The organism is Streptomyces huasconensis (assembly GCF_021028635.1).
GTDB classification, from domain to species: domain Bacteria; phylum Actinomycetota; class Actinomycetes; order Streptomycetales; family Streptomycetaceae; genus Streptomyces; species Streptomyces huasconensis.
In genome coordinates, this window is record NZ_CP086119.1 from 735,241 (window position 1) to 754,843 (window position 19,603).

At 72.2% G+C, this 19,603-nt stretch carries 15 protein-coding genes and 1 pseudogene; 11 read left to right on the plus strand and 5 right to left on the minus strand.

What is annotated here, in order from left to right; all coding sequences use genetic code 11:
• Positions 1-80: 80 nt before the first annotated feature.
• The 3 genes from J2N69_RS03215 (at position 81) to J2N69_RS03225 (ending at position 3,683) form a co-directional block, all read left to right on the plus strand.
• Entirely contained in the window at positions 81-824 is a 744-nt protein-coding gene (locus J2N69_RS03215; protein WP_230899352.1) for a S1 family peptidase, read from the plus strand.
• A 543-nt stretch (positions 825-1,367) separates the two neighbouring features.
• Complete coding sequence (locus J2N69_RS03220) at positions 1,368-3,095, plus strand: ATP-binding cassette domain-containing protein (protein ID WP_230904555.1); 1,728 nt, start codon at positions 1,368-1,370, stop codon at positions 3,093-3,095.
• 117 nt (positions 3,096-3,212) lie between these two features.
• Positions 3,213-3,683, plus strand: coding sequence for a DIP1984 family protein (locus J2N69_RS03225; RefSeq protein ID WP_230899353.1), 471 nt, complete (start codon positions 3,213-3,215; stop codon positions 3,681-3,683).
• A 295-nt stretch (positions 3,684-3,978) separates the two neighbouring features.
• Here J2N69_RS03225 and J2N69_RS03230 read toward each other — a convergent pair whose 3' ends face one another.
• Positions 3,979-4,950: a LysR family transcriptional regulator gene (locus J2N69_RS03230; protein ID WP_230899354.1), complete on the minus strand. Its 972-nt coding sequence runs from the start codon at positions 4,948-4,950 to the stop codon at positions 3,979-3,981.
• Positions 4,951-5,136: 186 nt separating this feature from the next.
• Here J2N69_RS03230 and J2N69_RS03235 point away from each other — a divergent pair, with 186 nt between their 5' ends.
• The 5 genes from J2N69_RS03235 (at position 5,137) to J2N69_RS03255 (ending at position 12,527) form a co-directional block, all read left to right on the plus strand.
• On the plus strand, positions 5,137-6,438 hold the full coding sequence (locus J2N69_RS03235) for a cytochrome ubiquinol oxidase subunit I (RefSeq protein ID WP_230899355.1): 1,302 nt from the start codon (positions 5,137-5,139) through the stop codon (positions 6,436-6,438).
• Between the two features lie 120 nt (positions 6,439-6,558).
• Entirely contained in the window at positions 6,559-7,581 is a 1,023-nt protein-coding gene (gene cydB / locus J2N69_RS03240) for a cytochrome d ubiquinol oxidase subunit II (protein ID WP_230899356.1), read from the plus strand.
• 75 nt (positions 7,582-7,656) lie between these two features.
• Positions 7,657-9,339 (plus strand): thiol reductant ABC exporter subunit CydD, encoded by a 1,683-nt coding sequence (gene cydD / locus J2N69_RS03245; RefSeq protein WP_230899357.1) that lies wholly within the window; start codon positions 7,657-7,659, stop codon positions 9,337-9,339.
• Positions 9,336-11,117 (plus strand): thiol reductant ABC exporter subunit CydC, encoded by a 1,782-nt coding sequence (gene cydC, locus J2N69_RS03250; protein WP_230899358.1) that lies wholly within the window; start codon positions 9,336-9,338, stop codon positions 11,115-11,117. Before cydD ends, cydC begins: the two co-directional genes overlap by 4 nt.
• Before the next feature lie 108 nt (positions 11,118-11,225).
• Entirely contained in the window at positions 11,226-12,527 is a 1,302-nt protein-coding gene (locus J2N69_RS03255; protein ID WP_230899359.1) for an aromatic ring-hydroxylating oxygenase subunit alpha, read from the plus strand.
• Here the strand turns inward: J2N69_RS03255 and J2N69_RS03260 are convergent.
• Positions 12,508-13,041 (minus strand): GNAT family N-acetyltransferase, encoded by a 534-nt coding sequence (locus tag J2N69_RS03260; RefSeq protein ID WP_230899360.1) that lies wholly within the window; start codon positions 13,039-13,041, stop codon positions 12,508-12,510. The genes J2N69_RS03255 and J2N69_RS03260 overlap by 20 nt on opposite strands.
• A 253-nt stretch (positions 13,042-13,294) precedes the next feature.
• On the opposite strand from J2N69_RS03260, the gene sigJ reads away from it, so the two are divergent.
• On the plus strand, positions 13,295-14,134 hold the full coding sequence (gene sigJ, locus J2N69_RS03265) for an RNA polymerase sigma factor SigJ (protein ID WP_230904556.1): 840 nt from the start codon (positions 13,295-13,297) through the stop codon (positions 14,132-14,134).
• Positions 14,122-14,634: an SRPBCC family protein gene (locus tag J2N69_RS03270; RefSeq protein ID WP_230899361.1), complete on the plus strand. Its 513-nt coding sequence runs from the start codon at positions 14,122-14,124 to the stop codon at positions 14,632-14,634. Before sigJ ends, J2N69_RS03270 begins: the two co-directional genes overlap by 13 nt.
• 474 nt (positions 14,635-15,108) lie before the next feature.
• On the opposite strand, the gene J2N69_RS03275 is transcribed toward J2N69_RS03270, so the two are convergent.
• Together J2N69_RS03275 and J2N69_RS03280 are read right to left on the minus strand one after the other, a co-directional pair.
• A complete protein-coding gene (locus J2N69_RS03275) occupies positions 15,109-17,523 on the minus strand; it encodes an ATP-binding cassette domain-containing protein (RefSeq protein ID WP_230899362.1) in 2,415 nt (804 codons plus the stop codon).
• Positions 17,524-17,788: 265 nt separating this feature from the next.
• Positions 17,789-18,262 carry a carboxymuconolactone decarboxylase family protein gene (locus tag J2N69_RS03280; RefSeq protein WP_230904557.1) on the minus strand — a complete coding sequence of 158 codons (474 nt, stop codon included), beginning with the start codon at positions 18,260-18,262 and terminating at the stop codon, positions 17,789-17,791.
• Between the two features lie 174 nt (positions 18,263-18,436).
• On the opposite strand from J2N69_RS03280, the pseudogene J2N69_RS03285 reads away from it, so the two are divergent.
• Positions 18,437-19,142, plus strand: a pseudogene (locus J2N69_RS03285) (inositol monophosphatase family protein).
• A gap of 6 nt (positions 19,143-19,148) precedes the next feature.
• Here the strand turns inward: J2N69_RS03285 and J2N69_RS03290 are convergent.
• Complete coding sequence (locus J2N69_RS03290) at positions 19,149-19,601, minus strand: carboxymuconolactone decarboxylase family protein (protein ID WP_230899363.1); 453 nt, start codon at positions 19,599-19,601, stop codon at positions 19,149-19,151.
• Positions 19,602-19,603: the final 2 nt, after the last annotated feature.

Genomic DNA, 19,603 nt, shown 5'->3' on the forward strand with positions numbered 1-19,603 from the left:
GGCGCGCGTATTTCGACTGCATAGATATGCAGTTTCGTCCTCATCACAGGACGTCTCATCCCCACACAATGGAGACGAACGTGCGAATAACCAGACTCGTCCCCGCGCTCGCGGCCACCGCACTCGCCGTACTGGGGCTGGCCCCCACGGCAGCCGCCCAGAGCGCGGCCGGCGCCCGTGCCGACGCCCCCGCCGTGGCGTCCACCAACGGTCCCCAGCCGATCATCGGCGGCGGTTACGCCAGCAACGCGCCCTGGGCGGCCCGGCTCTTCTCCAACGGCCGCCAGACGTGCAGCGCCTCGATCATCGCCCCCACGTGGATTCTCACCGCGAAGCACTGCGTCAGCGGCGGCGGCCTCTCCTTCCGCATCGGCAGCCTCGACCAGACGTCCGGCGGCACGCTGGCCAACGGCGTCAGCGTCTACAACCACTCCGGTTCGGACCTCTCCCTGGTCAAGCTCGACCGTTCCGTGGCAGGCACCTACGCCCGTCTCGGCAACCCGGGCTCCGTGTCGGTGAACCAGACCGTGCAGGTGTACGGCTGGGGAGCGACCTCCCAGTGCGGCTCGGAGATCAACTGCCAGTCCCGGCTCCTGAAGGTCGCCAACGTCGTCGTGACCGGCGGCTGCCGTGACGCCTACCAGGGCCAGGCCATCTGTGCCCGGCGCGGCGACGGCATCACCGCGGGCGGCGACTCCGGCGGCCCGATGATGGCCAACGGCGTGCAGGTCGGCGTCGCCTCCACCAGCGACCGCCAGACCACGACCGCGTACACGAACGTGACGGCGTACCGCTCCTGGATCCAGAGCGTCGCGGGCGTCTGACAGGCCGTCCGTTCCGAGGCTGCCGCCTCCGCACCGCCCCACCCTCCGTCGCCTCCGCGCCCTCAACCGCGCGGGGGCGACGTCGCGTTCCCGGCACCTCCGGTCGCTCCCACCGCCGCAATCCCCGGATCGGGTGGTGCGCCCCGTGCGGGTGAATCGAACGCAAGATCACGACCCGACACCCCGGCATTCCAAGGCTCTCTGCGGAGACCGAACTTTCATCCGAGAATTCGCCCCCGCGCCACCGTTACGGACGGCCCTCAGGCCCCGTTTTCCGAGCACCTGTCCGTACCGAGACCGCCGGGGAGCTCCTTTGGAACCACACCGCACCATCATCGGCGTACACATGTTGTTCGAACCGGTCGGCCGGCGCGCGGCTCACATGGCGGCGGAGGTGAGCGCGTGACCACGGTACCGCCCCCTCCCCCGCCGCCTCCCGCGGAGATCACGTACTCCGGGGAGTACAGCGTCAACCCGCTGGGCGAGGCCTCGTTCGCCGATCTCTGCCGGCGGCTGCCCGCCGTGCTGCGGCGGATCGCACGCATGGCGTGGGCCGTCGACCGCACGGCCGTGCTGCTGCTCCTGGCCTGCCAGGCGGCCACCGGTGTGGCCGCCGCCGTCCTGCTGACGGGGACCGCCAAGGCCATGCAGGGCCTCCTCGGCGCGGGTGCCGTGCCCGAGCGTCTGCGGGAAGCGCTGCCCGCCCTGCTCGTCGTCGCGACGGCGGCCGGGCTGGGGCGCATGTCCGCCGCCGTCGCCTCCTACGCCGAGCGGCGCCTCACGCCCCAGGTCATCACCCGAGCCGACAACGGGCTCGTCGAGGCCGTCTGCCGGGTCGAGGCCGCCGCCCACGCCGCGGAGGGCTTCGCCGACCGGCAGGAGGCCGCCGAGATGGGCGTGACGCGCACCCACGTGATGATCACCGACTCGCAGCGGTTCATGTCCGCGCTGGTCAAGATGGTCACCGCGTGCGGGGTGCTGTCCTTCCTCCATCCGCTCATGCTGCCGCTGCTCATCCTCGCGGTCCTTCCCGCAGGCGCCGGCGCGATCATGACGGCCCGGGTCGACTACCAGATCCACTACGCCAACGTCAGCGACCGCAACGTGCGGCACATGACGCGCTGGTGGGCCACCACACCCAAGTTCGCCGACGAGGTCCGCGCCAACGGCATGACCTCCTACCTGCTGTTCTGGTACCGCTCCTTGTCGGAACGGATCGACCGGCGCACGCTGGCCGCCGCGCCCCGCACGCTGCGCATCGCCCTGGCCGGAGCGCTCCTGGGCGGCGTCTTCCTCTCCGGGACGTGGGCGGGCCTCGCGTGGCTCGCGGTGACCGGCCGCGTGCCGCCGGCGGTCGCCGCCACCGCCATCGTCGCCGTACAGACCGCCCTCGCCGCGCTCTCCCAGGTCGTCATCAACGGAGCGGCGGTCTTCCACACCAGCCTCTACCTCACCGACATGGAGACGTTCCTGAGCGACGCCGCCGCTCGCGCACCCCGGCGCGGGCGGCACGAGATCGCCGCGCCGGTCGAGGAGATCCGGCTCGACCAGGTCACCTACCGGTACCCCGGCAAGGAGCGGCCCGCGGTCGAGGGTGTCTCCCTGACCCTGCGGCGCGGGGAGGTGATCGCCGTCGTAGGGGAGAACGGTTCCGGGAAGTCCACCCTCACCCGGCTGATCACCGGCATCTACCTCGCGGACAAGGGACGTGTGCTGTGGAACGGCCACGACCTCGCCTCGGTCGATCCGGACTCCGTGTGGAGCTGCACCGGGCTCGTCCCGCAGATCTTCGCCCAGTGGCCGCTGCGCGTCCGGGAGAACGTCACGCTCGGGCAGCCCCGTACCCACGACGACGTCCCGGTCTGGGAGGCCGTCGACGCCGTCGGCATGCGCGAAGCGGTGGAGGAACTGCCGCGCGGCCTGGACACATTGCTCGCCCGTGAGGTCTTCGGCGGCGCCGAGCTGTCCGGCGGGCAGTGGCAGCGGCTGGCCTGCTCTCGGGCGCTGTACCGGCGCCCGCCGCTGCTGATCCTGGACGAGCCCACGTCGCAGATGGACGCCCGGGGCGAGCGGGACATCTTCAGCCGGATCAAGGGCATCGCCGCGGACCGCATCACGATCGTAGTCACGCACCAGTTGGAGAACACCAGGGTGGCGGACCGGATCATCGTCATGGAGAACGGCCGCATCACCGAGCAGGGCCACTACGACGAACTGTCGCACGGCGGGGGCCTCTTCGCGGAACTGCTCGCCTTGTCCAAGGACAGATAGCAGCCCTTGGCCCGGTCACCACCGGATCACCGCCCGCGCTGCTGGGCCCGCTTCGGCACTTCGTATACTCGTACGAGATCACGACGTACGGGACCGGACGAACGGGACAGTGGGACAGTGAAGCTTGCCGAGGCGTTGGCGGAACGGGCCGACGCGACACGCCGCGTGGAGCAGTTGCGCGCGCGCATCGTCAGCAGCGCGCGTCACCAGGAGGGCGAGACGCCCGCCGAGGACGCGGCGCAGTTGCTGGCCGAGGCTTCCGAGGTGCTCGGCTCGCTGGAGGATCTCATCCGGCGGATCAACCGGACCAACGCCGCGACCGACCTGGGCGAGCACGGCACCCTCACCGACGCGCTCGCGCGGCGGGACGTCCTGCGGCTGCGGCACTCGGTGGTCACCTCGGCGGCCGACGCGGCCGCCGGTACGGGCGAGCGGGGGTATGGCCGGCAGCTCCGTTCCGAGCTGATGATGCTCGCCGCGCTGCCGGTCGCGGAGCTGCGCGGGCAGGCGGACGCGCTCGCGCGGGACATCCGGGAGATCGACGTACGCATCCAGCGCGCCAACTGGGAGGTCGACCTGCTGGACTGAGAGGTCCAGCGGGTGTTGACGATGTGGAGCAGGTAGCCGTCGTGGAGGCGTGCACAACCGAGAGCCGGCGGTTTCCGGCTCACTCCTGGCGCGTGAGGAGCAACGCGGGGGTTCGATTCCCCATCAACAGCGCAGCTCAGCACAGCGCACAGGTGACAGTGCACAGCGCACGGCACATCACCACGTGCAGATCCACGACGGCGAGGGCGGGCTCGGGGTTTCCACATCGCTCGGCGTCTGAGGCGTCAGTCGGAGACGGCGCTCGGACGCGTCGACCGCTGCGCACCTTTCCTGGTCAGAGCCTCCGCGGAGCGTCGGCCGGCGCCGGGCCGTCGGACGCCTGTCCGTCGGACGCCTGTCCACCGCGCGGTTCCGGAAGATGGCGCGTCACGAACGGCGTGTTGAGGGTGAACTCCCGGAACTTCAGGGCCGCTTCGGACAGATACGTGTCGCGGTTCCACACGAGGGTGAGGACGCGGTGGCAGTCCGGCGCGTCGACGTGCACCCAGGCCACGGGGACGCGCGTCTCCGTGCCTGCCTGACGGGACACCGCCGGGATGAGCCCGATGCCGAGGCCCGCGCTGATCATGTCCTGACTGGCGGCCGGTTCGTCGCTCTCGCAGGACAGCAGCGGCGTGAGCCCCTCCGCCGCGAACAGCTGGTCAAGCAGGGCGCGTTGCCAGTGGCCGACACGCGTGGAGACGAAGGGCTCGTCGGCGAGTTCCGGGATGGTCACGCGCTCCCGCCCGTCCAGCCAGTGTCCGTAGGGGACGGCGAGCAGCACTTCCTCGCGCTTCAGCTCGACCGACTCGAAGTTCGTTCCGGTCAGCGGCTGCGACGCCACGCAGAAGTCGACCTCCCTGGCCCGCAACCGGCGGTCCATCTCCTCCGCGTTCGACTGGTAGAGCCGTACGTCGGCACGCGGGTGGGCGGCGCGGAAGCGGCCGAGGAGCGGGGTGACCGTCAGCAGGGTCTCGGAGGCGACGCTGACCCTGCCGAGGCCCGTGTCCCGGGCCTCGCGGACGGCCCTGCGCCCGTCGTCCAGTTCGCTCAGGGCACGGTCGACATGGCGCAGGAAGATCACGCCGTACTGGTTGAGCCGGACGCGCCGGCCCTGGCGGTCGAAGAGCGTCGCGCCGAGGTCGGCCTCCAGGCGCGCGATGGCGCGGCTGAGTGAGGGCTGGGCGATCCGCAGCTCCTCGGCGGCGCGGCTGATGTGTTCGTAGCGGGCGACGGTCTGGAAGTAGCGCAACTGCAGAAGATCCATGGTCCATCTTCTCCCACTCATGCCTTCTGGGTCATCTGCACATGACCAAACCGGTCTTGGAATGCATGAGCAATGTTCTCTAGCGTCGTCTTCGTCGTCCTCTTCGTCTTCAGGACCCGTTTTCGTCTTCAGGACCCGTTTTCGTCTTCAGGACCCGTTTTCAGAGAATCCCAGAAAGGCCGTCTCATGAGCGCTGCGGATCTGGCCCGACTCCAGTTCGCGGCCACGACCGGCATCCACTGGCTGTTCGTGATCCTCACCATGGGCCTCGTCCCTCTCGTGGCGATCACGCACACCCGGGCCGTGTTCACCCGCGATCCCGTCAAGAGAGCCCTCCTGGAGCGCGCCACCCGCTTCTGGGGGCAGCTCTACGTCATCAACTACGCGGTCGGCATCGTCACCGGCCTCGTCATGGAGTTCCAGTTCGGGCTGAGCTGGAGCGGTCTGAGCAAGTTCGCGGGCAACGTCTTCGGCGCCCCGCTGGCGCTGGAGACCCTCATCGCCTTCTTCGCCGAGTCCACCTTCCTCGGCATGTGGATCTTCGGCTGGGGCCGGCTGCGCGGCGGCGTGCACGTCACGCTCATCTGGCTGGTCACCGCGACCGCGTACGCCTCGGGGTACTGGATTCTGATCGCCAACGGCTTCATGCAGCACCCGGTGGGGTACGAAGTGCGGGACGGCGCCGCCTACTTGACCGACTTCGGGGCGCTGCTCACGAACTCCAGCGCCCTGGTCGCCCTGCTCCACCTGACGTTGGGCGCCCTGACCACGGGCGGGGTCTTCGTCGCCGGTGTGAGTGCCTACCACTTCCTGCGGCACACCAAGGAGACCACGCTCTTCCGCTCCTCCCTGAAGCTGGGTCTCTGGGTGTCGGCGATCGCCTCCTTCTTCGTCGTGGTCGTCGGCGAGATGCAGCGGCCCGTCATCGAGCGCACCCAGCCCATGAAGCACGCGGTGCTGGAGAACAGCGGCGTCGCCGAGGCACAGGCACAGCTCGTCAAGGAGCACGGGCCGGGCGACTACGTGCCCTGGCAGGACACCGTGCGGATCTCGATGGACGTCATGACCCTCATCGGCAACACGGTGTCCACCATCACCCTCATCGCCCTCGTCCTCCTGTGGAAGGACCGCTTGATGCGTCTGCGGTGGGCCTCCTGGGTGCTGGTGGTGATGGTCCCGTTCCCCTTCATCGCCTCCGTGGGCGGCTGGGTCGTCCGCGAGCTCGGACGTCAACCGTGGATCGTGTACGGAGAGTTGACCGTCGAGGACGCCCTCTCCCACGTCGGCAGGACCTCGCTGCTCGTGTCCTGCGTCTTGTTCATCGCCGTCTTCCTCGCCTTGGCCGTGACGAACTGGACCCTCATCACACGCTTCGCCCTCCGCGGCCCCAAGGCCACGCAGCTCGGCGCCACCGAGCCGCTCCCGGACGACGCGCCCGAGGGGCCGGCGGGCAGCGCCGACGAGAAGCGGCCGCTGCCCGCCTTCTGAGCCGGGCGTGGGCGCGCGTCCCGAACCGGACGCGACCCACGCTCCGAGGCGCCGCCCACCGAAGCCCTCTTTCCTCCCTGCTGTCCCCACCCCGACCGAATCCGACGGAAGTTGAGCGAGATGAATCTGGAGACCACCTGGCTGTGCCTCCTCGGCCTGCTGCTCGCCGGGTACTTCGTGCTCGGCGGCTACGACTACGGCGCACAGATGCTGCACCCCTTCCTCGGCCGCGACGGTCACGAGGAGAAGCGCACCCATCCGAACACCGCCCTCGACGCCATCGCACCGTTCTTCCTCGGCAACGAGGTCTGGCTGGTCGCCTTCACCGGCGTCCTCTTCGGCGCCTTCCCGCACCTGGAGGGCACCCTCCTGTCCGGCCTGTATCCGCTGATCGTGGCGATCCTCGTCGGCCTGGTCCTCGGCAACGCCGCGATCCAGCTGCGCGGCCGCGCCCGCAGCTCCGCCGGGCGCCGGCGGTGGGACGCCCTGATCGTGTTCGGCGGCGCGCTGCCCGCCGTGTGCTGGGGGCTCGTCCTCGGGCTGCTGCTCCACGGCGTGCCCCGCCGCGCCGACGGCAGCTTCCACATCGGGCCCGGCGACGTGCTGACACCCTTCGTGCTGGGCTGCGGCCTGACCACCGCGCTGCTCTTCGCGGCGCACGGAGCCGCCTTCGTCGCCCTGCGCTCGCATCCCGAAGCGGCCCGTAGGGCACGGCAGTACGGGGCGCTCCTGCTGCGGGCGGCCGGAGCCGTCGTCTGCCTCCCGCTGCTGCTCACGCTCTTCGGCGCGGGTGCCTCGATGAACAACCGCGTGACCTCGGCGGTGCTCGCCGCCCTGTTCGCGGCGGCACTGGCCTGCGCCTGGTGGGCCCTGGCCCACGGGCACCACGTCCGGGCGTTCGCTGCCACCTCCTGCGCGGCGGTGCTGCCGGTGCTGCTCGTGGGGGCCGGGCACTACCCGTACGTCCTGGTCGACTCCTCCGGCGGCGGCATGACAATCAGTCAGGCGGTCACGGACGGCGTCACGTTGAAGCTCCTCACCGCGTTCGGTGTCGTGGTGATCCCGGTGATCCTCGCCTACCAGGCATGGAGCTGGTGGGTGTTCCGGGGACGTACGGGCCGCCGCCACCCCAGCTACTTCTGACGCTGACGAGTGACGAGTACGCCCTGACGATCCACGCGGACCACCCATGCCATCCGACCGACGAGAGGCACCGAGATGAAGCCGGCCGAACACCGCCTGTTGCGCGAACTGCCCGCGCTGCGGCGCCACATGACGCGGTCCGCGACGCTGGCGCTGCTCGGCACCGGGCTCGTCGTCGCCCAGGCGTCGCTGCTCGCCGGGCTGCTCGCGGACGGATTCGCGGGGCAGCGGATACGGACCGGGCCGCTCGCCGCGCTGGGCTGCGTCATGGCGCTGCGTGCCCTGCTGACGTGGGCGCGCGGCACGCTCGCCCAGCGCGCCGCGGCCGACGCCAAGCGGGCTCTGCGGGAGCGGATCACCGACCGGTTGCGGCACACCGGGCCGCTGCGGCTGGCGGCCCGCCGCCACGGCGAGACGGCCACGCTGCTCACCCGCGGCCTCGACGCCCTGGACCCGTACGTCGTCGGCTACCTGCCCACGATGACGGCCACCGCGGTGGTGCCGGTGACGGTCGTCGCCTGGCTGGCGTGGACCGACTGGACGTCGGCGCTGATCGTCGCCGTGACGCTGCCGCTGATCCCGGTGTTCGGTGCGCTGGTCGGCCTGCACACCGCCCGGCGCACCGCGCGGCAGTGGTCGCTGCTGGCGCGCCTCGGCGGCCACTTCCTGGACGTGGTCACCGGACTGCCGACGTTGCGCGCGTTCGGCCGCGAGGGGCATCAGACCCGGGTGGTGGGCGACATGGCGGACGCGCACCGGCGGGCCACGATGCGGACGTTGCGCGTCGCGTTTCTCTCCTCCTTCGTCCTGGAGACGGTCGCCACGCTCTCCGTGGCGCTGGTCGCCGTACCGGTCGGACTGCGGCTGCTGGGCGGCGGGGTGGACCTGCGGACGGCCCTGACCGTGCTGTTCCTCGCTCCGGAGGCGTACCTTCCGCTGCGTGCGGCGGGCGCCGCCATCCATGACAGCGCCGAGGGCATCGCGGTGGCCGAGCGGGTCTTCGCGCTCCTCGACGACAAGGACGAGGACGCATCCGCTGCGGGCGTGGCCGCCCCCGTCCCCGTGCCCGCGGCCCGCACCGCTCACCTGCGCCTCGACGCGGTCACCGTCCAGTACCCCGGCAGGACCGCGCCCGCCCTGCGGCGGGTCTGCCTCGACGTACACCCGGGCGAGCATGTGGCGCTCGTCGGCCCGAGCGGGGCCGGCAAGTCCACGCTGCTGGCGCTGCTCCTCGGCTTCGTCGCCCCCGCTTCGGGCCGCGTCGAGGCCGGCGGCACCGACCTCGCGGACCTCGACCTCGACGCGTGGCGTACGCAGGTGGCGTGGGTTCCGCAGCGCCCTCACCTGTTCGCGGCGTCCGTCGCCGACAACATCCGGCTCGGGCGCCCCGACGCGAGCGACGCCGAGGTGCGGGAGGCGGCGCGGGCGGCCGCGGCCGATGTCTTCGTTGAGCGGCTGCCGCAGGCGTACGAGACGGTGCTCGGCGAGCACGGGGCGGGGCTCTCGGCCGGGCAGCGCCAACGCGTCGCCCTGGCCCGCGCGTTCCTCAAGGACGCGCCCGTCCTGCTCCTCGACGAACCGACCGCCCACCTCGACCCCGAGAGCGAGGCCGCCGTCACGCGCGCCACGGTCGCGCTCATGCGCGGCCGGACCTCGCTCGTGGTCGCACACCGCACGAGCCTGCTGCCGTACGCCGACCGGGTCGTGACGGTACGCGCGGGCAGCCTGGCGCCGGCGCGAGGGCTGGTGGCGTCGTGACGGGGCGAGGCGGGCGGGCGCGTGGTGCCGTACGCCGTCCGGGGCCCACATCCGCCGGGCCGGCCGGTGTCCCCGCGCGCCGCTCCCGTCCCACCCTGCGGCTCCTGCGGCACCTCCTGCCGTACTGGCGCCGGCTGCTGCCCGCCGTGCTCGCCTCGGTCGGCAGCGAACTCGCCGCCGCCGCGCTGATGGCGACCGCCGCCTGGCTGATCACCCGTGCCGCGCAGCAACCGCCGCTCGCCTCCGTGGCTTTGGCGATCGTCGCCGTACGCGCGCTGGCCCTGGGGCGGGGAGCCCTGCGCTACGCCGACCGGCTCCTCGGGCACGACGGCGTGCTGCGGGCCGTCGCGGGCTTCCGCACCCGGGTGTACGAAGCCCTGGTGCCGCTCGCCCCCGCGGGCACCCCCGCCTTCCGCAGCGGCGACCTGCTGACCCGGCTGGTCGACGACGTGGGCGCCGCGCAGGATCTGCTGCTGCGGGTGGTGTTCCCGGGGGTGGCCGCCTGCGCGGTGGCCGTCGCCGCCACCGGGACGGCCGCGGCGCTGCTGCCCCAGGCGGGCCTCCTGCTCGGGCTGCTCCTGGCCGTGGCGGGGCTCTGTGTACCCGCCCTGGTGCTCGCGCTGTCCCGCCGCACGGGCCGCGCACAGACGGCCGCCCGGGGCGAACTGGCCGCCCTGGCACTGGACTTGACCCAAGGCGCGGCGGACCTCGCCGCGTACGGCGCCCGGGACCGAGGCGCCGAGCGGGTGCGGCGCGGCGCCGCCCGGATCGCCGCCCTGGAGCGCCGGGCGGCCCTCACCACCTCGCTTGCCTCGGCCGCGGTGACGCTGCTGCAAGGCGGGGCGACGGTCGGGGTGGCCTGGCTGGCGCTGCGCGCGCACGCGGCCGGCGAGCTGGCCGCCGTCCATCTGACCGTGCTCGCGGTACTGGCGCTGGTCTCCTTCGAGGCTCTGGGGCCGTTGCCCGCCGCCGCCGGGCGGCTCGCGGAGGTGCGGGCCTCGGCGCGCAGGCTGGCCGACCTGTTCGACACGCCTCCCCCGGTCGCCGAGCCGCCCTCCGCCGCCCCGCTCCCCTTCGACGAGCCGCTGGGCGTCGACATCACCGATCTGCGGGTGCGCCACCGCGCCGACGACCCCCCGGCCCTGGACGGCGTGAGCCTGCGGCTGCCGCCCGGCCACCGCGTCGTGCTCCTCGGTGCCAGCGGCTCGGGCAAGTCGACGCTGATCGCGGCGTTGATGCGGTTCGTCCCGTACGAGCGCGGGAGCATCCGCGTCGGCGGGCGGGAACTGCGTGACCTCGCGGGCGCCGACGCCCGGCGCGCGATCACCGGCATGACCCAGGACGCGCACGTCTTCCACGCCACGATCCGCGCCAACCTCCTCCTGGCCCGCCCCGGCGCCACGGACGCCGACCTGCGGGAGGCGGCCCGCAGGGCGCGGCTCCTGGAGTGGATCGAGTCGCTGCCCGACCGGTGGGACACCCTGCTCGGCGGGGACGGCGCCGCGATGTCGGGCGGCCAGCGCAGCCGTCTGCTGCTGGCCCGCGCGCTGCTCGCCGACCCGCCCGTCCTCGTCCTGGACGAGCCCACCGAGGGTCTTGACCCGGAGACGGCCGCCGCCGTGCTCGCCGACATCCTCGACGCCACGCGTGGCCGCACCACGCTTCTGGTCACCCATGAGCGGTCGGGGCTCGCCGCCGCGGACCGGATCGTGGACCTGGACGCGTGCACGACTGTGGGGAGCCGTTTTGACAGTGATCCGGCAGTGATCGGGCAGTAAGTCAGCGGTAATCCGAAGGATGTACCGGAATGTCGTCCGGTGCGGCGAGGCGCCGCCCGGGGCGGCGACCCAGCATGGAAGGAGATCCCGGACAAAGGCGGTGGCACCATGCTGCACGACGTATCCGACGGACTTCGACCCCTCCTCGACGAGCTGGCCCGCATCGCCGCGCTGCCCCTGGAACGCGGCGAGACCCTGCCCGCCCGCGCCTACACCGACGAGGACTTCCACCGGCTCGAACACGATCGCGTCTTCCGCGGCGACTGGCTGTGCGTCGGCCACGTCTCCCAGGTCGCCCGGCCCGGCGACTATCTCCGTACCGAGGCGGCCGGTGAGCCGCTGGTCGTCACCCGGGACGAGGAGGGCGGCCTGCACGCGCTCTCACGGGTGTGCAGGCACCGCTTCATGGACATCCTGCCGCCGGAGACCACCCCGGCGCAGGGGTCCTTGCAGCGCCTCATGTGCCCGTACCACACCTGGACGTACCGGCTGAACGGCGAGTACGCGGGGCAGCTGGCCGGCGCGCCGATGATGAACAAGGTCGACTTCGACCGCGCGGCGTGCCGGCTGCCCCGGTACCGCCTGGAGGAGTGGAACGGGCTCCTCATGGTCTGCGCCGACCCCGGCGTGCCGCCGCTCGCCCCGCAGCTGGCGGAGCTGGCCGACCGGCTCGCACCGTACGGCCTCGCGGACCTCGTCGTCGCGTACACGGACCGGTGGGACGGCGTGCCCGCGAACTGGAAGGTCGGCTTCGAGAACGGCTCGGAGAACTACCACCACATGGGGACGCACGCCTCCACGCTCGACACCCTCGTCCCCGGCAAGGACACCGTCGTCGACGAGAGCCAGGGGCGCTGGTTCAGCATGTACACCCCGTTCGCGCTCGACGGGGCGGACCCTGCGGCGGGCGGGGACGCGGCGGGCGTGCCGAGGGTCGGCACCCTGATCCCCGGCCTCGGTGAGCGGGAGCTGTCCGGCATGACGGTCGCAGGCTTCTTCCCCAACCTGGTGATGGCCCTGCTGCCCGACAGCGTCACCTTCGTGCGCTGGGTGCCCACGGGTCCGGCCACGCACGACGCGCTCGTGACGGTGCTGGTTCCGCCGCAGGCCGAGCGGGACCCCGGCTTCGGCGCGTACGTCGAGGCGTCGCGGCGGCAGTTCGAGGTGATCCAGAACGAGGACCTGGTCGCCGTGCGGGGCGTGCAGCGGGGCCTGGCCACCGATCCGGCGCCGTCGGGCGGGCGCTTCTCGCATCTGGAGCGGCCGCTGTGGCAGTTCCAGCGCTATCTGGCGGACCGCCTCTCGGCCACGGCTCCGAAAGGACAGCTCGCCGGCACCGTGCGCGACGTCGCGCCTGCGCGAGGAGACCGCGGTCAGGCCGGGCCGCGCCTCACGCCTGGAACTCGGTGAGGTCGATGGCGTGGACGAACAGCGGGTGGCCGTACACCGGGTGCTCCGTCTCGCGTTCGAGGTGCATGCCGAGCTTGCGCACGACGTTCTCCGAGGCGTTGTCGCCCACCCGGTGGATGCCGACGACCCGGTCGAGTCCACGGTCCTGCAACGCGAACTCCAGCGTGGCCTGGGCGGCCTCGGAGGCGTACCCCTGGCCCCAGAACTGTGCGCCGAGCCGCCAGGCGATGGCCGCGTCGGCCGCCGCCTCCGGCAGGAACTCCGGGACGTAGAGACCGGTGAGGCCGGCCAGCTCGCCCGAGGCGAGGAGTTCGACGGCGAAGAGGCCGTAGCCCTCGTCGTCCCACTCCTCCTCCCAGCGCTCGATGTCCTCCGCCGTCTGCTCCAGGTCGCGGACGCTGCCGTCGTCGACCCAGCGCATCACCCGCGGGTCCGCGTTGATCTCCGCCATGGACGCGAGGTCGTCGTCATGCCAGCGGCGGAGGAGGAGGCGGGGGGTGCGGATCTCGGTCATGGGCCCATCCTGCCCGCGGCGGGGCCCTGATCGTTAATCGGCGGCTCACCGCGCCCCGCGCACAGGTGAAGCGGATCACATCCGCGACCTGTCACGGTTCTCGGGAGCGGGGTGTCTCGATGGGCAGAGGACTCGATGGGCAGAGGAGAGGAGCCGCGTGAGCAACCGAGGATCAGGGCCGGGGCCGGGCGCGGGCCCGGCCGATGCCGCGTTCATCGAGCACCGCCCCCTGCTGTTCACCATCGCCTACGAGATGCTGGGCAGCGCCACCGACGCCGAGGACGTGCTGCAGGAGAGCTACCTGCGGTGGAGCGCGGTCGACCGTGCCGAGGTCGGACATCCGCGCGCCTATCTGGTCCGTGTGGTGACCCGGCAGGCCCTCAACCACCTGCGCGCGGTGCGGGCACGGCGCGAGGAGTACGTCGGCACGTGGCTGCCCGAGCCGATCCGCACCGCGCCCGAGGTGAGCGAGGACGTCGTCCTGGCCGAGTCGGTCTCGATGGCCGTGCTGCTCGTCCTGGAGACGCTGGGCCCGGCCGAGCGCGCGGTGTTCCTGCTGCACGACGTCTTCGGCTACACCCACCCGGAGATCGCCGCCACGGTCGGGAAGTCCGAGGCCGCGGTCCGGCAGATCGCCCACCGCGCGCGGCGGCACGTACACGCGCGGCGGCGCCGTTTCGAACCCGACTCCGACGCCACGCGGGAGATCATCCGGCGGTTCCTGCGCGCGGCGGCGACGGGTGAGATCCAGGCGCTCATGGACCTCCTGGCGCCGGACGTCGTGCAGATCTCCGACGGCGGCGGGAAGGTGTCGGCCGCCCGCCGCCCGATCGTCGGCCGCGACGAGGTGGCCCGGTTCGTCCTGGGTGTGGCCCGCACCGGCGCCGCGGACGCCCCCGTCGAGCACGTCACCTGCAACGGCATGCCCGCCGCGCGGTTCCTCGCGGGCGGCGCGCCGGACTGGCTGCTCGCCTTCGAGATCCAAGGCGGCCGGATCACCGGCCTGTACGGCATCCGCAACCCCGACAAGCTGCGCCGCGCCGACACCGTGCGCGCTCTCGACAGAGGAGGACCCCGGCCATGGAAACCATGACGGTCGAACGTGTCATCGACGCCCCGATCGACGACGTCTTCGCCTGGCTCACGACGACCACGAACTACACGCGCTCCCCCTTGGTGGTCCGGTGCCGGCTGACCCGGCGTGGCAAGGGCGCGCCCTACGGCGTCGGCGCGGTGCGCGGCCATCTCTGGCTGATCGGCTGGTTCGAGGAGCGCATCACCGCGTACGACCCGCCGTACGCCACGGAGTACGTCGTCGACCGCAGCCTGCCACCGTCCCGGCACGAGCTGGGGCGTATGACGTTCGCCGAGGTCGACGGCGGCACCCGCGTCCGCTGGACCACACGTGCCGAGGTGCGGGTGCCGCTGCTCGGCGCGCTCCTGACCCGGCGCGTGGCCCGGCCGGTCATCACCCGCACCTTCGGCACCATCCTCGAAGCCGCGGACACCGCGCTGACGGGCGCGTCGGCCGGGCGGGGGCGGTCGCGCGCACCACGCGCCCACACGGGTGGCTGCCGGGCTCCAAGCGGCTGACCGGGGCCCCGGAGCAGATCACCGGGCCCCTCCTGGGGCCGTGCAGCCAGAGCCCTGCGCCAAGACCGCTCACCCGCCGACATACCGCGCGAGGCGCTGGCCCGTGCCGGCCGTCCGGGTGGCCGCAAGACCGGCCCGGGTGACCACGAAGGACGACCCGGCGGCCGTCATGGCCGGGCGCGCGGGCCGCGCGCCCCGGTCGCCGAGGAACGGACGACTCCTCGCGCGGACCCCCTGGAACCGCGCCATCACACCCCCCGCGCCAGGACCCCTCACCCGCCGACATACTCCGCGAGGTGCTCGCCCGTCAGGCCGTCCGGGTGGCCACAAGGCCGGCCCGGGTGACCACGAAGGACGACCCGGCGGCCGTCATGGCCGGGCGCGCGGGCCGCGCGTACCGGTCGCCGAGGAACGGACGACTCCTCGCGCGGACCCCCTGGAGCCGCGCCATCCCACCCCCCGCGCCAGGACCCCTCAGCCGCCGACATACTCCGCGAGGTGCTCGCCCGTCAGGGTCGGCCGGGTGGTCACGAGGTCGGCCGGGGTGCCCTCGAAGACGATCCGGCCGCCGTCGTGACCGGCACCGGGGCCGAGGTCGATGATCCAGTCGGCGTGCGCCATGACCGCCTGGTGGTGCTCGACGACGATGACCGACTTGCCGGACTCGACGAGCCGGTCCAGCAGGCCGAGCAGTTGCTCGACGTCGGCGAGGTGCAGGCCGGTGGTCGGCTCGTCGAGGACGTACACGCCCCCCTTCTCGCCCATGTGGGTCGCCAGCTTGAGCCGCTGCCGCTCGCCGCCGGACAGGGTGGTGAGCGGCTGGCCGAGCGTGAGGTAGCCGAGGCCGACGTCGGCGAGCCGCTCCAGGATCTTGTGCGCGGCCGGGGTGCGCGCCTCGCCGGCGCCGAAGAACTCCGCGGCCTCCGTCACCGGCATCGCGAGCACCTCGCTGATGTCACGCCCGCCGAGGCGGTACTCCAGGACCGACGCCTCGAACCGCTTGCCCTCGCACTCCTCGCACGGGGTCGCGATGCCCGCCATCATCGCCAGGTCGGTGTAGATCACCCCGGCGCCGTTGCAGTTGGGGCAGGCGCCCTCGGAGTTGGCGCTGAACAGTGCCGGCTTGACGCCGTTGGCCTTCGCGAACGCCTTGCGGATGGGGTCGAGCAGTCCGGTGTACGTCGCCGGGTTGCTGCGCCTGGACCCGCGGATCGCGCCCTGGTCGATGGCCACCACTCCCTCGTCGGCGGCCGCCGAGCCCTTCACCAGCGACCCGTGCACGAGCGAACTCTTGCCGGAACCCGCGACGCCGGTGACGACGGTCAGCACACCGAGTGGAATGTCGACGTCGACGTCACGGAGGTTGTTCGCCGAGGCGCCACGGATCTCCAGCGTGCCGGTGGGCTCGCGCACCGTCTCCTTGAGGGCGGCACGGTCGTCGAAGTGGCGGCCGGTGACGGTGCCGCCGGTCCGCAGCCCCTCGACGGTGCCCTCGAAGCAGACGGTGCCGCCCGCCGCGCCGGCGCCGGGCCCGAGGTCGACGACGTGGTCGGCGATCGCGATCGTCTCCGGCTTGTGCTCCACGACGAGCACCGTGTTGCCCTTGTCCCGCAGGCGCAGCAGCAGGTTGTTCATGCGCTGGATGTCGTGGGGGTGCAAGCCGACGGTGGGTTCGTCGAAGACGTACGTGACATCGGTGAGCGCGGAGCCGAGGTGGCGGACCATCTTGACGCGCTGCGCCTCGCCGCCCGACAGGGAGCCCGCCGGGCGGTCGAGAGCGAGGTAGCCGAGGCCGATCTCCACGAATGAGTCGAGCGTCTGCCGCAGGGCGGTGAGGAGCGGTGCCACCGAGGGGTCGTCGAGGCCGCGTACCCACTCGGCCAGGTCCCTGATCTCCATCGCGCAGGCGTCGGCGATGGAGATGCCCTTGATCTTCGACGAGCGGGCCGCCTCGCTGAGCCGGGTGCCGTCGCACTCGGGGCAGGTGGTGAAGGTGACCGCCCGCTCCACGAACGCCCGGATGTGCGGCTGCATCGCCTCCTTGTCCTTGGCCAGGAAGGACTTCTGGATCTTGGGGATCAGGCCTTCGTAGGTGAGGTTGACGCCCTCCACCTTCACCTTGGTCGGCTCCCGGTAGAGGAAGTCCTGCATCTCGCGCTTGGTGAACTTGCGGATCGGCTTGTGGGGGTCGAGGAAGCCCGACTCGGCGTAGACCCGCACGGTCCAGATGCTGTCGGACTTCCATCCGGGGATGGTGAAGGCGCCCTCGGCGAGGGACTTGGTGTCGTCGTAGAGCTGGCCGAGGTCGATGTCGGAGACCGTGCCCCGGCCCTCGCATCTCGTGCACATGCCGCCGGTGCGGGTGAAGGTCCGCTTGACGGTTCTCGTCTTGTCGGCGCCCCGGTCGACCTTGAACGCGCCGGAGGCCTGGACCGAGGCGACGTTGAAGGAGAACGCCGCCGACGAGCCGATGTACGGCTTGCCCAGGCGGCTGAAGAGGATGCGCAGCATCGCGTTGGCGTCGGTGGCGGTGCCGACCGTGGAGCGGGGGTCGGCGCCCATGCGCTGCTGGTCGACGGTGATCACGGTGGTCAGCCCGTCGAGCACGTCGACGTCGGGCCGTGCCGGTGTCGGCATGAAGCCCTGGAGGAAGGCGCTGTAGGTCTCATTGATCATCCGCTGCGACTCCGCGGCGATCGTGTTGAACACGAGCGAGCTCTTGCCCGAGCCGGAGACCCCCGTGAAGACCGTGAGCCGGCGCTTCGGGATCTCGATGCTGATGTCCTTGAGGTTGTTCTCCCGCGCGCCGTGCACACGGATCACGTCGTGGCTGTCGGCGGCGTGCGGCGCGGCGGACGGGTTCGCGGCGGTCGTGCGGGCCTTGCTCATCGTGTTCTCCATCGGTGGGGCAGGGCCGCCTGCGCGGCCTACGTCGGCGTCGTTCGGCTCGCCGGCGCTCACGCTAGCGGGGGCGCGTGGGCCATGCTTCTTGATTCCTGATCCGTCCGCGAAGAGGTGCCGGGCCGTACGCGCACGACCCCCTGGCCCTTACGCGAAAAGCCCCAGGCCCCCGGCAGCGGCGCCCGGGGCCTGGGGACTGGGACTGGGACTGGGACTGGAGACCGGGGCTGGGGCTTTCGTCGGCGGGACCGGCTTAACCGAACTGGCCGACCCGGTAGTCGCCTGCGGGCTGCTGGACCATGACGTTCAGCCGGTTGTAGGCGTTGATGAGGGCGATCAGGGAGACGAGGGCGACGAGCTGCTCCTCGTCGTAGTACTTGGCGGCGTTCGCCCACGCCTCGTCCGTGACGCCACCGGCCGCGTCGGCGATGCGGGTGCCCTGCTCGGTCAGTTCGAGGGCCGCGCGCTCGGCGTCGGTGAAGACCGTGGCCTCGCGCCAGGCCGCGACCATGGCGAGACGCAGCGCGGTCTCCCCCGCGGCGGCCGCCTCCTTGGTGTGCATGTCGAGGCAGAAGCCGCAGCCGTTGATCTGGCTGGCGCGGATCTTCACCAGCTCCTGTGTCGCGGCGGGCAGCGCCGAGTCCGCGAGCGCCTTCCCCGCCGAGGTGAAGTGCTTCAGGGCCTGGCCCGCGAGGGGGCTGGCGAAGATGTTCAGGCGTGCGTCCATGGTGGACTCCTCTGCCGTCGTCATGTCGTCGTCGATGTGGCCGTCGCCGTTGTCGACGGCCACACCCCTCTGACGGAGCGGACGACGGGGAATGTGACACGCCCGGATGTGACCCGCGTCTCACCCTCCGACGGTCCGACAGCACCGCGGCCCGGCCCCGCCGGCCTGCGCCCCGTGATCGACTCATACGTGGGCCTCGACGACACCGAGGTGGCCATGGCCGCGGCCCCGGCGGGCGGGGACGTCGTACGCGACCTGTACGGACGACGTCTCACCCGGATCGACAGCGGGCGCCACGGTGCCCGCGGCGCGGCGCGCCAGTGGCTGGTGGACCCGCTGTGCGGCACGCTCAACTACGCGGTCGGGAGCGCGCTGGTGGCGGTCAACGCCGCGCTGAGCGAAGGGGCGGCGGCCGTGGTCGACCCCTTCGGCGGCGAGGTGTTCTACACCGACGGCGAGAGCGCCCGGACTCGGCGGGAGGGCGGTGAGGCGCGGCTGTCGCCGTCGTCCGCCACGCGGCTGGCGGACGCCAACCTGGACCCGCCGTTTCCCAACGCGCCCGGTTTCCGCGCGGTGGACCTGCTCGCCCACCCGCGGTTCGTCGCGGACTCCCGCCCCGGGTCGTCTCGACGTCGCTGGCACTGGCCTGGGTGGCGGTCGGCAAGCGTGCCTCGTACGTCACCGACGGCACGAACCTGTGCGGGGGCGTCCACTTCGCCGCGGGGATCGCCGTGTGCCGGGCCGCCGGGTGCGAGGGCACCTCGACGGCGCTCCGATCGGCCCGGACGGCCGGGGGCTCGTGGCCGCCGCGGACGCCGGGACGCACCGACAGCTGATGTCGGTGCTCCGCGACCTCGGCCGGGGCCCGGCCGCGCCCTGAGCCGGGCTACTGGGTGCCGGGGGTCTTGCGGGTGGTGACGTTCATCCGGTTCCAGGTGTTGACCGTGAAGACGAGCGCGATGAGCTGGGCCAGCTCCTGTTCCTCGAAGTGCCGGGCGGCCTCGTCGTACACGGCGTCCGGAACTCCGTCGGGCAGCCGGGTGACCGCCTCGGCCAGGGCGAGGGCGGCCCGCTCCTTGGCGGTGTAGAGGGTGGACTCCTGCCAGGCGTCGAGTTGGTAGACACGGTCCTCGCTCTCGCCCCCTCTGCGGGCGTCTCCGGTGTGGTAATCGATGCAGTACGCGCACCGGTTGATCTGGGACGCGCGGATCTGGACGAGTTCGAGCAGCACCGGGTCGAGGCCCTGGCGGGCGGCGGCGTCCAGGGCGAGGACGGCCTTGAAGACCTTGGGGGCGACGGCGGCGAAGTCCATGCGCTGGGGGATCTGAACTGTTGTCATGC

Coding starts and splice junctions, on each gene's coding strand:
- J2N69_RS03280 (WP_230904557.1), bottom strand. CDS start 18,262: ATGGACGCACGCCTGAACATCTTCGCCAGCCCCCTCGCGGGCCAGGCC.
- sigJ (WP_230904556.1), top strand. CDS start 13,295: ATGCTGGGCAGCGCCACCGACGCCGAGGACGTGCTGCAGGAGAGCTAC.
- J2N69_RS03260 (WP_230899360.1), bottom strand. CDS start 13,041: ATGACCGAGATCCGCACCCCCCGCCTCCTCCTCCGCCGCTGGCATGAC.
- J2N69_RS03275 (WP_230899362.1), bottom strand. CDS start 17,523: ATGAGCAAGGCCCGCACGACCGCCGCGAACCCGTCCGCCGCGCCGCAC.
- cydB (WP_230899356.1), top strand. CDS start 6,559: ATGAATCTGGAGACCACCTGGCTGTGCCTCCTCGGCCTGCTGCTCGCC.
- J2N69_RS03255 (WP_230899359.1), top strand. CDS start 11,226: ATGCTGCACGACGTATCCGACGGACTTCGACCCCTCCTCGACGAGCTG.
- J2N69_RS03220 (WP_230904555.1), top strand. CDS start 1,368: ATGGCGTGGGCCGTCGACCGCACGGCCGTGCTGCTGCTCCTGGCCTGC.
- J2N69_RS03290 (WP_230899363.1), bottom strand. CDS start 19,601: ATGACAACAGTTCAGATCCCCCAGCGCATGGACTTCGCCGCCGTCGCC.
- cydD (WP_230899357.1), top strand. CDS start 7,657: ATGAAGCCGGCCGAACACCGCCTGTTGCGCGAACTGCCCGCGCTGCGG.
- J2N69_RS03235 (WP_230899355.1), top strand. CDS start 5,137: ATGAGCGCTGCGGATCTGGCCCGACTCCAGTTCGCGGCCACGACCGGC.
- J2N69_RS03230 (WP_230899354.1), bottom strand. CDS start 4,950: ATGGATCTTCTGCAGTTGCGCTACTTCCAGACCGTCGCCCGCTACGAA.
- J2N69_RS03270 (WP_230899361.1), top strand. CDS start 14,122: ATGGAAACCATGACGGTCGAACGTGTCATCGACGCCCCGATCGACGAC.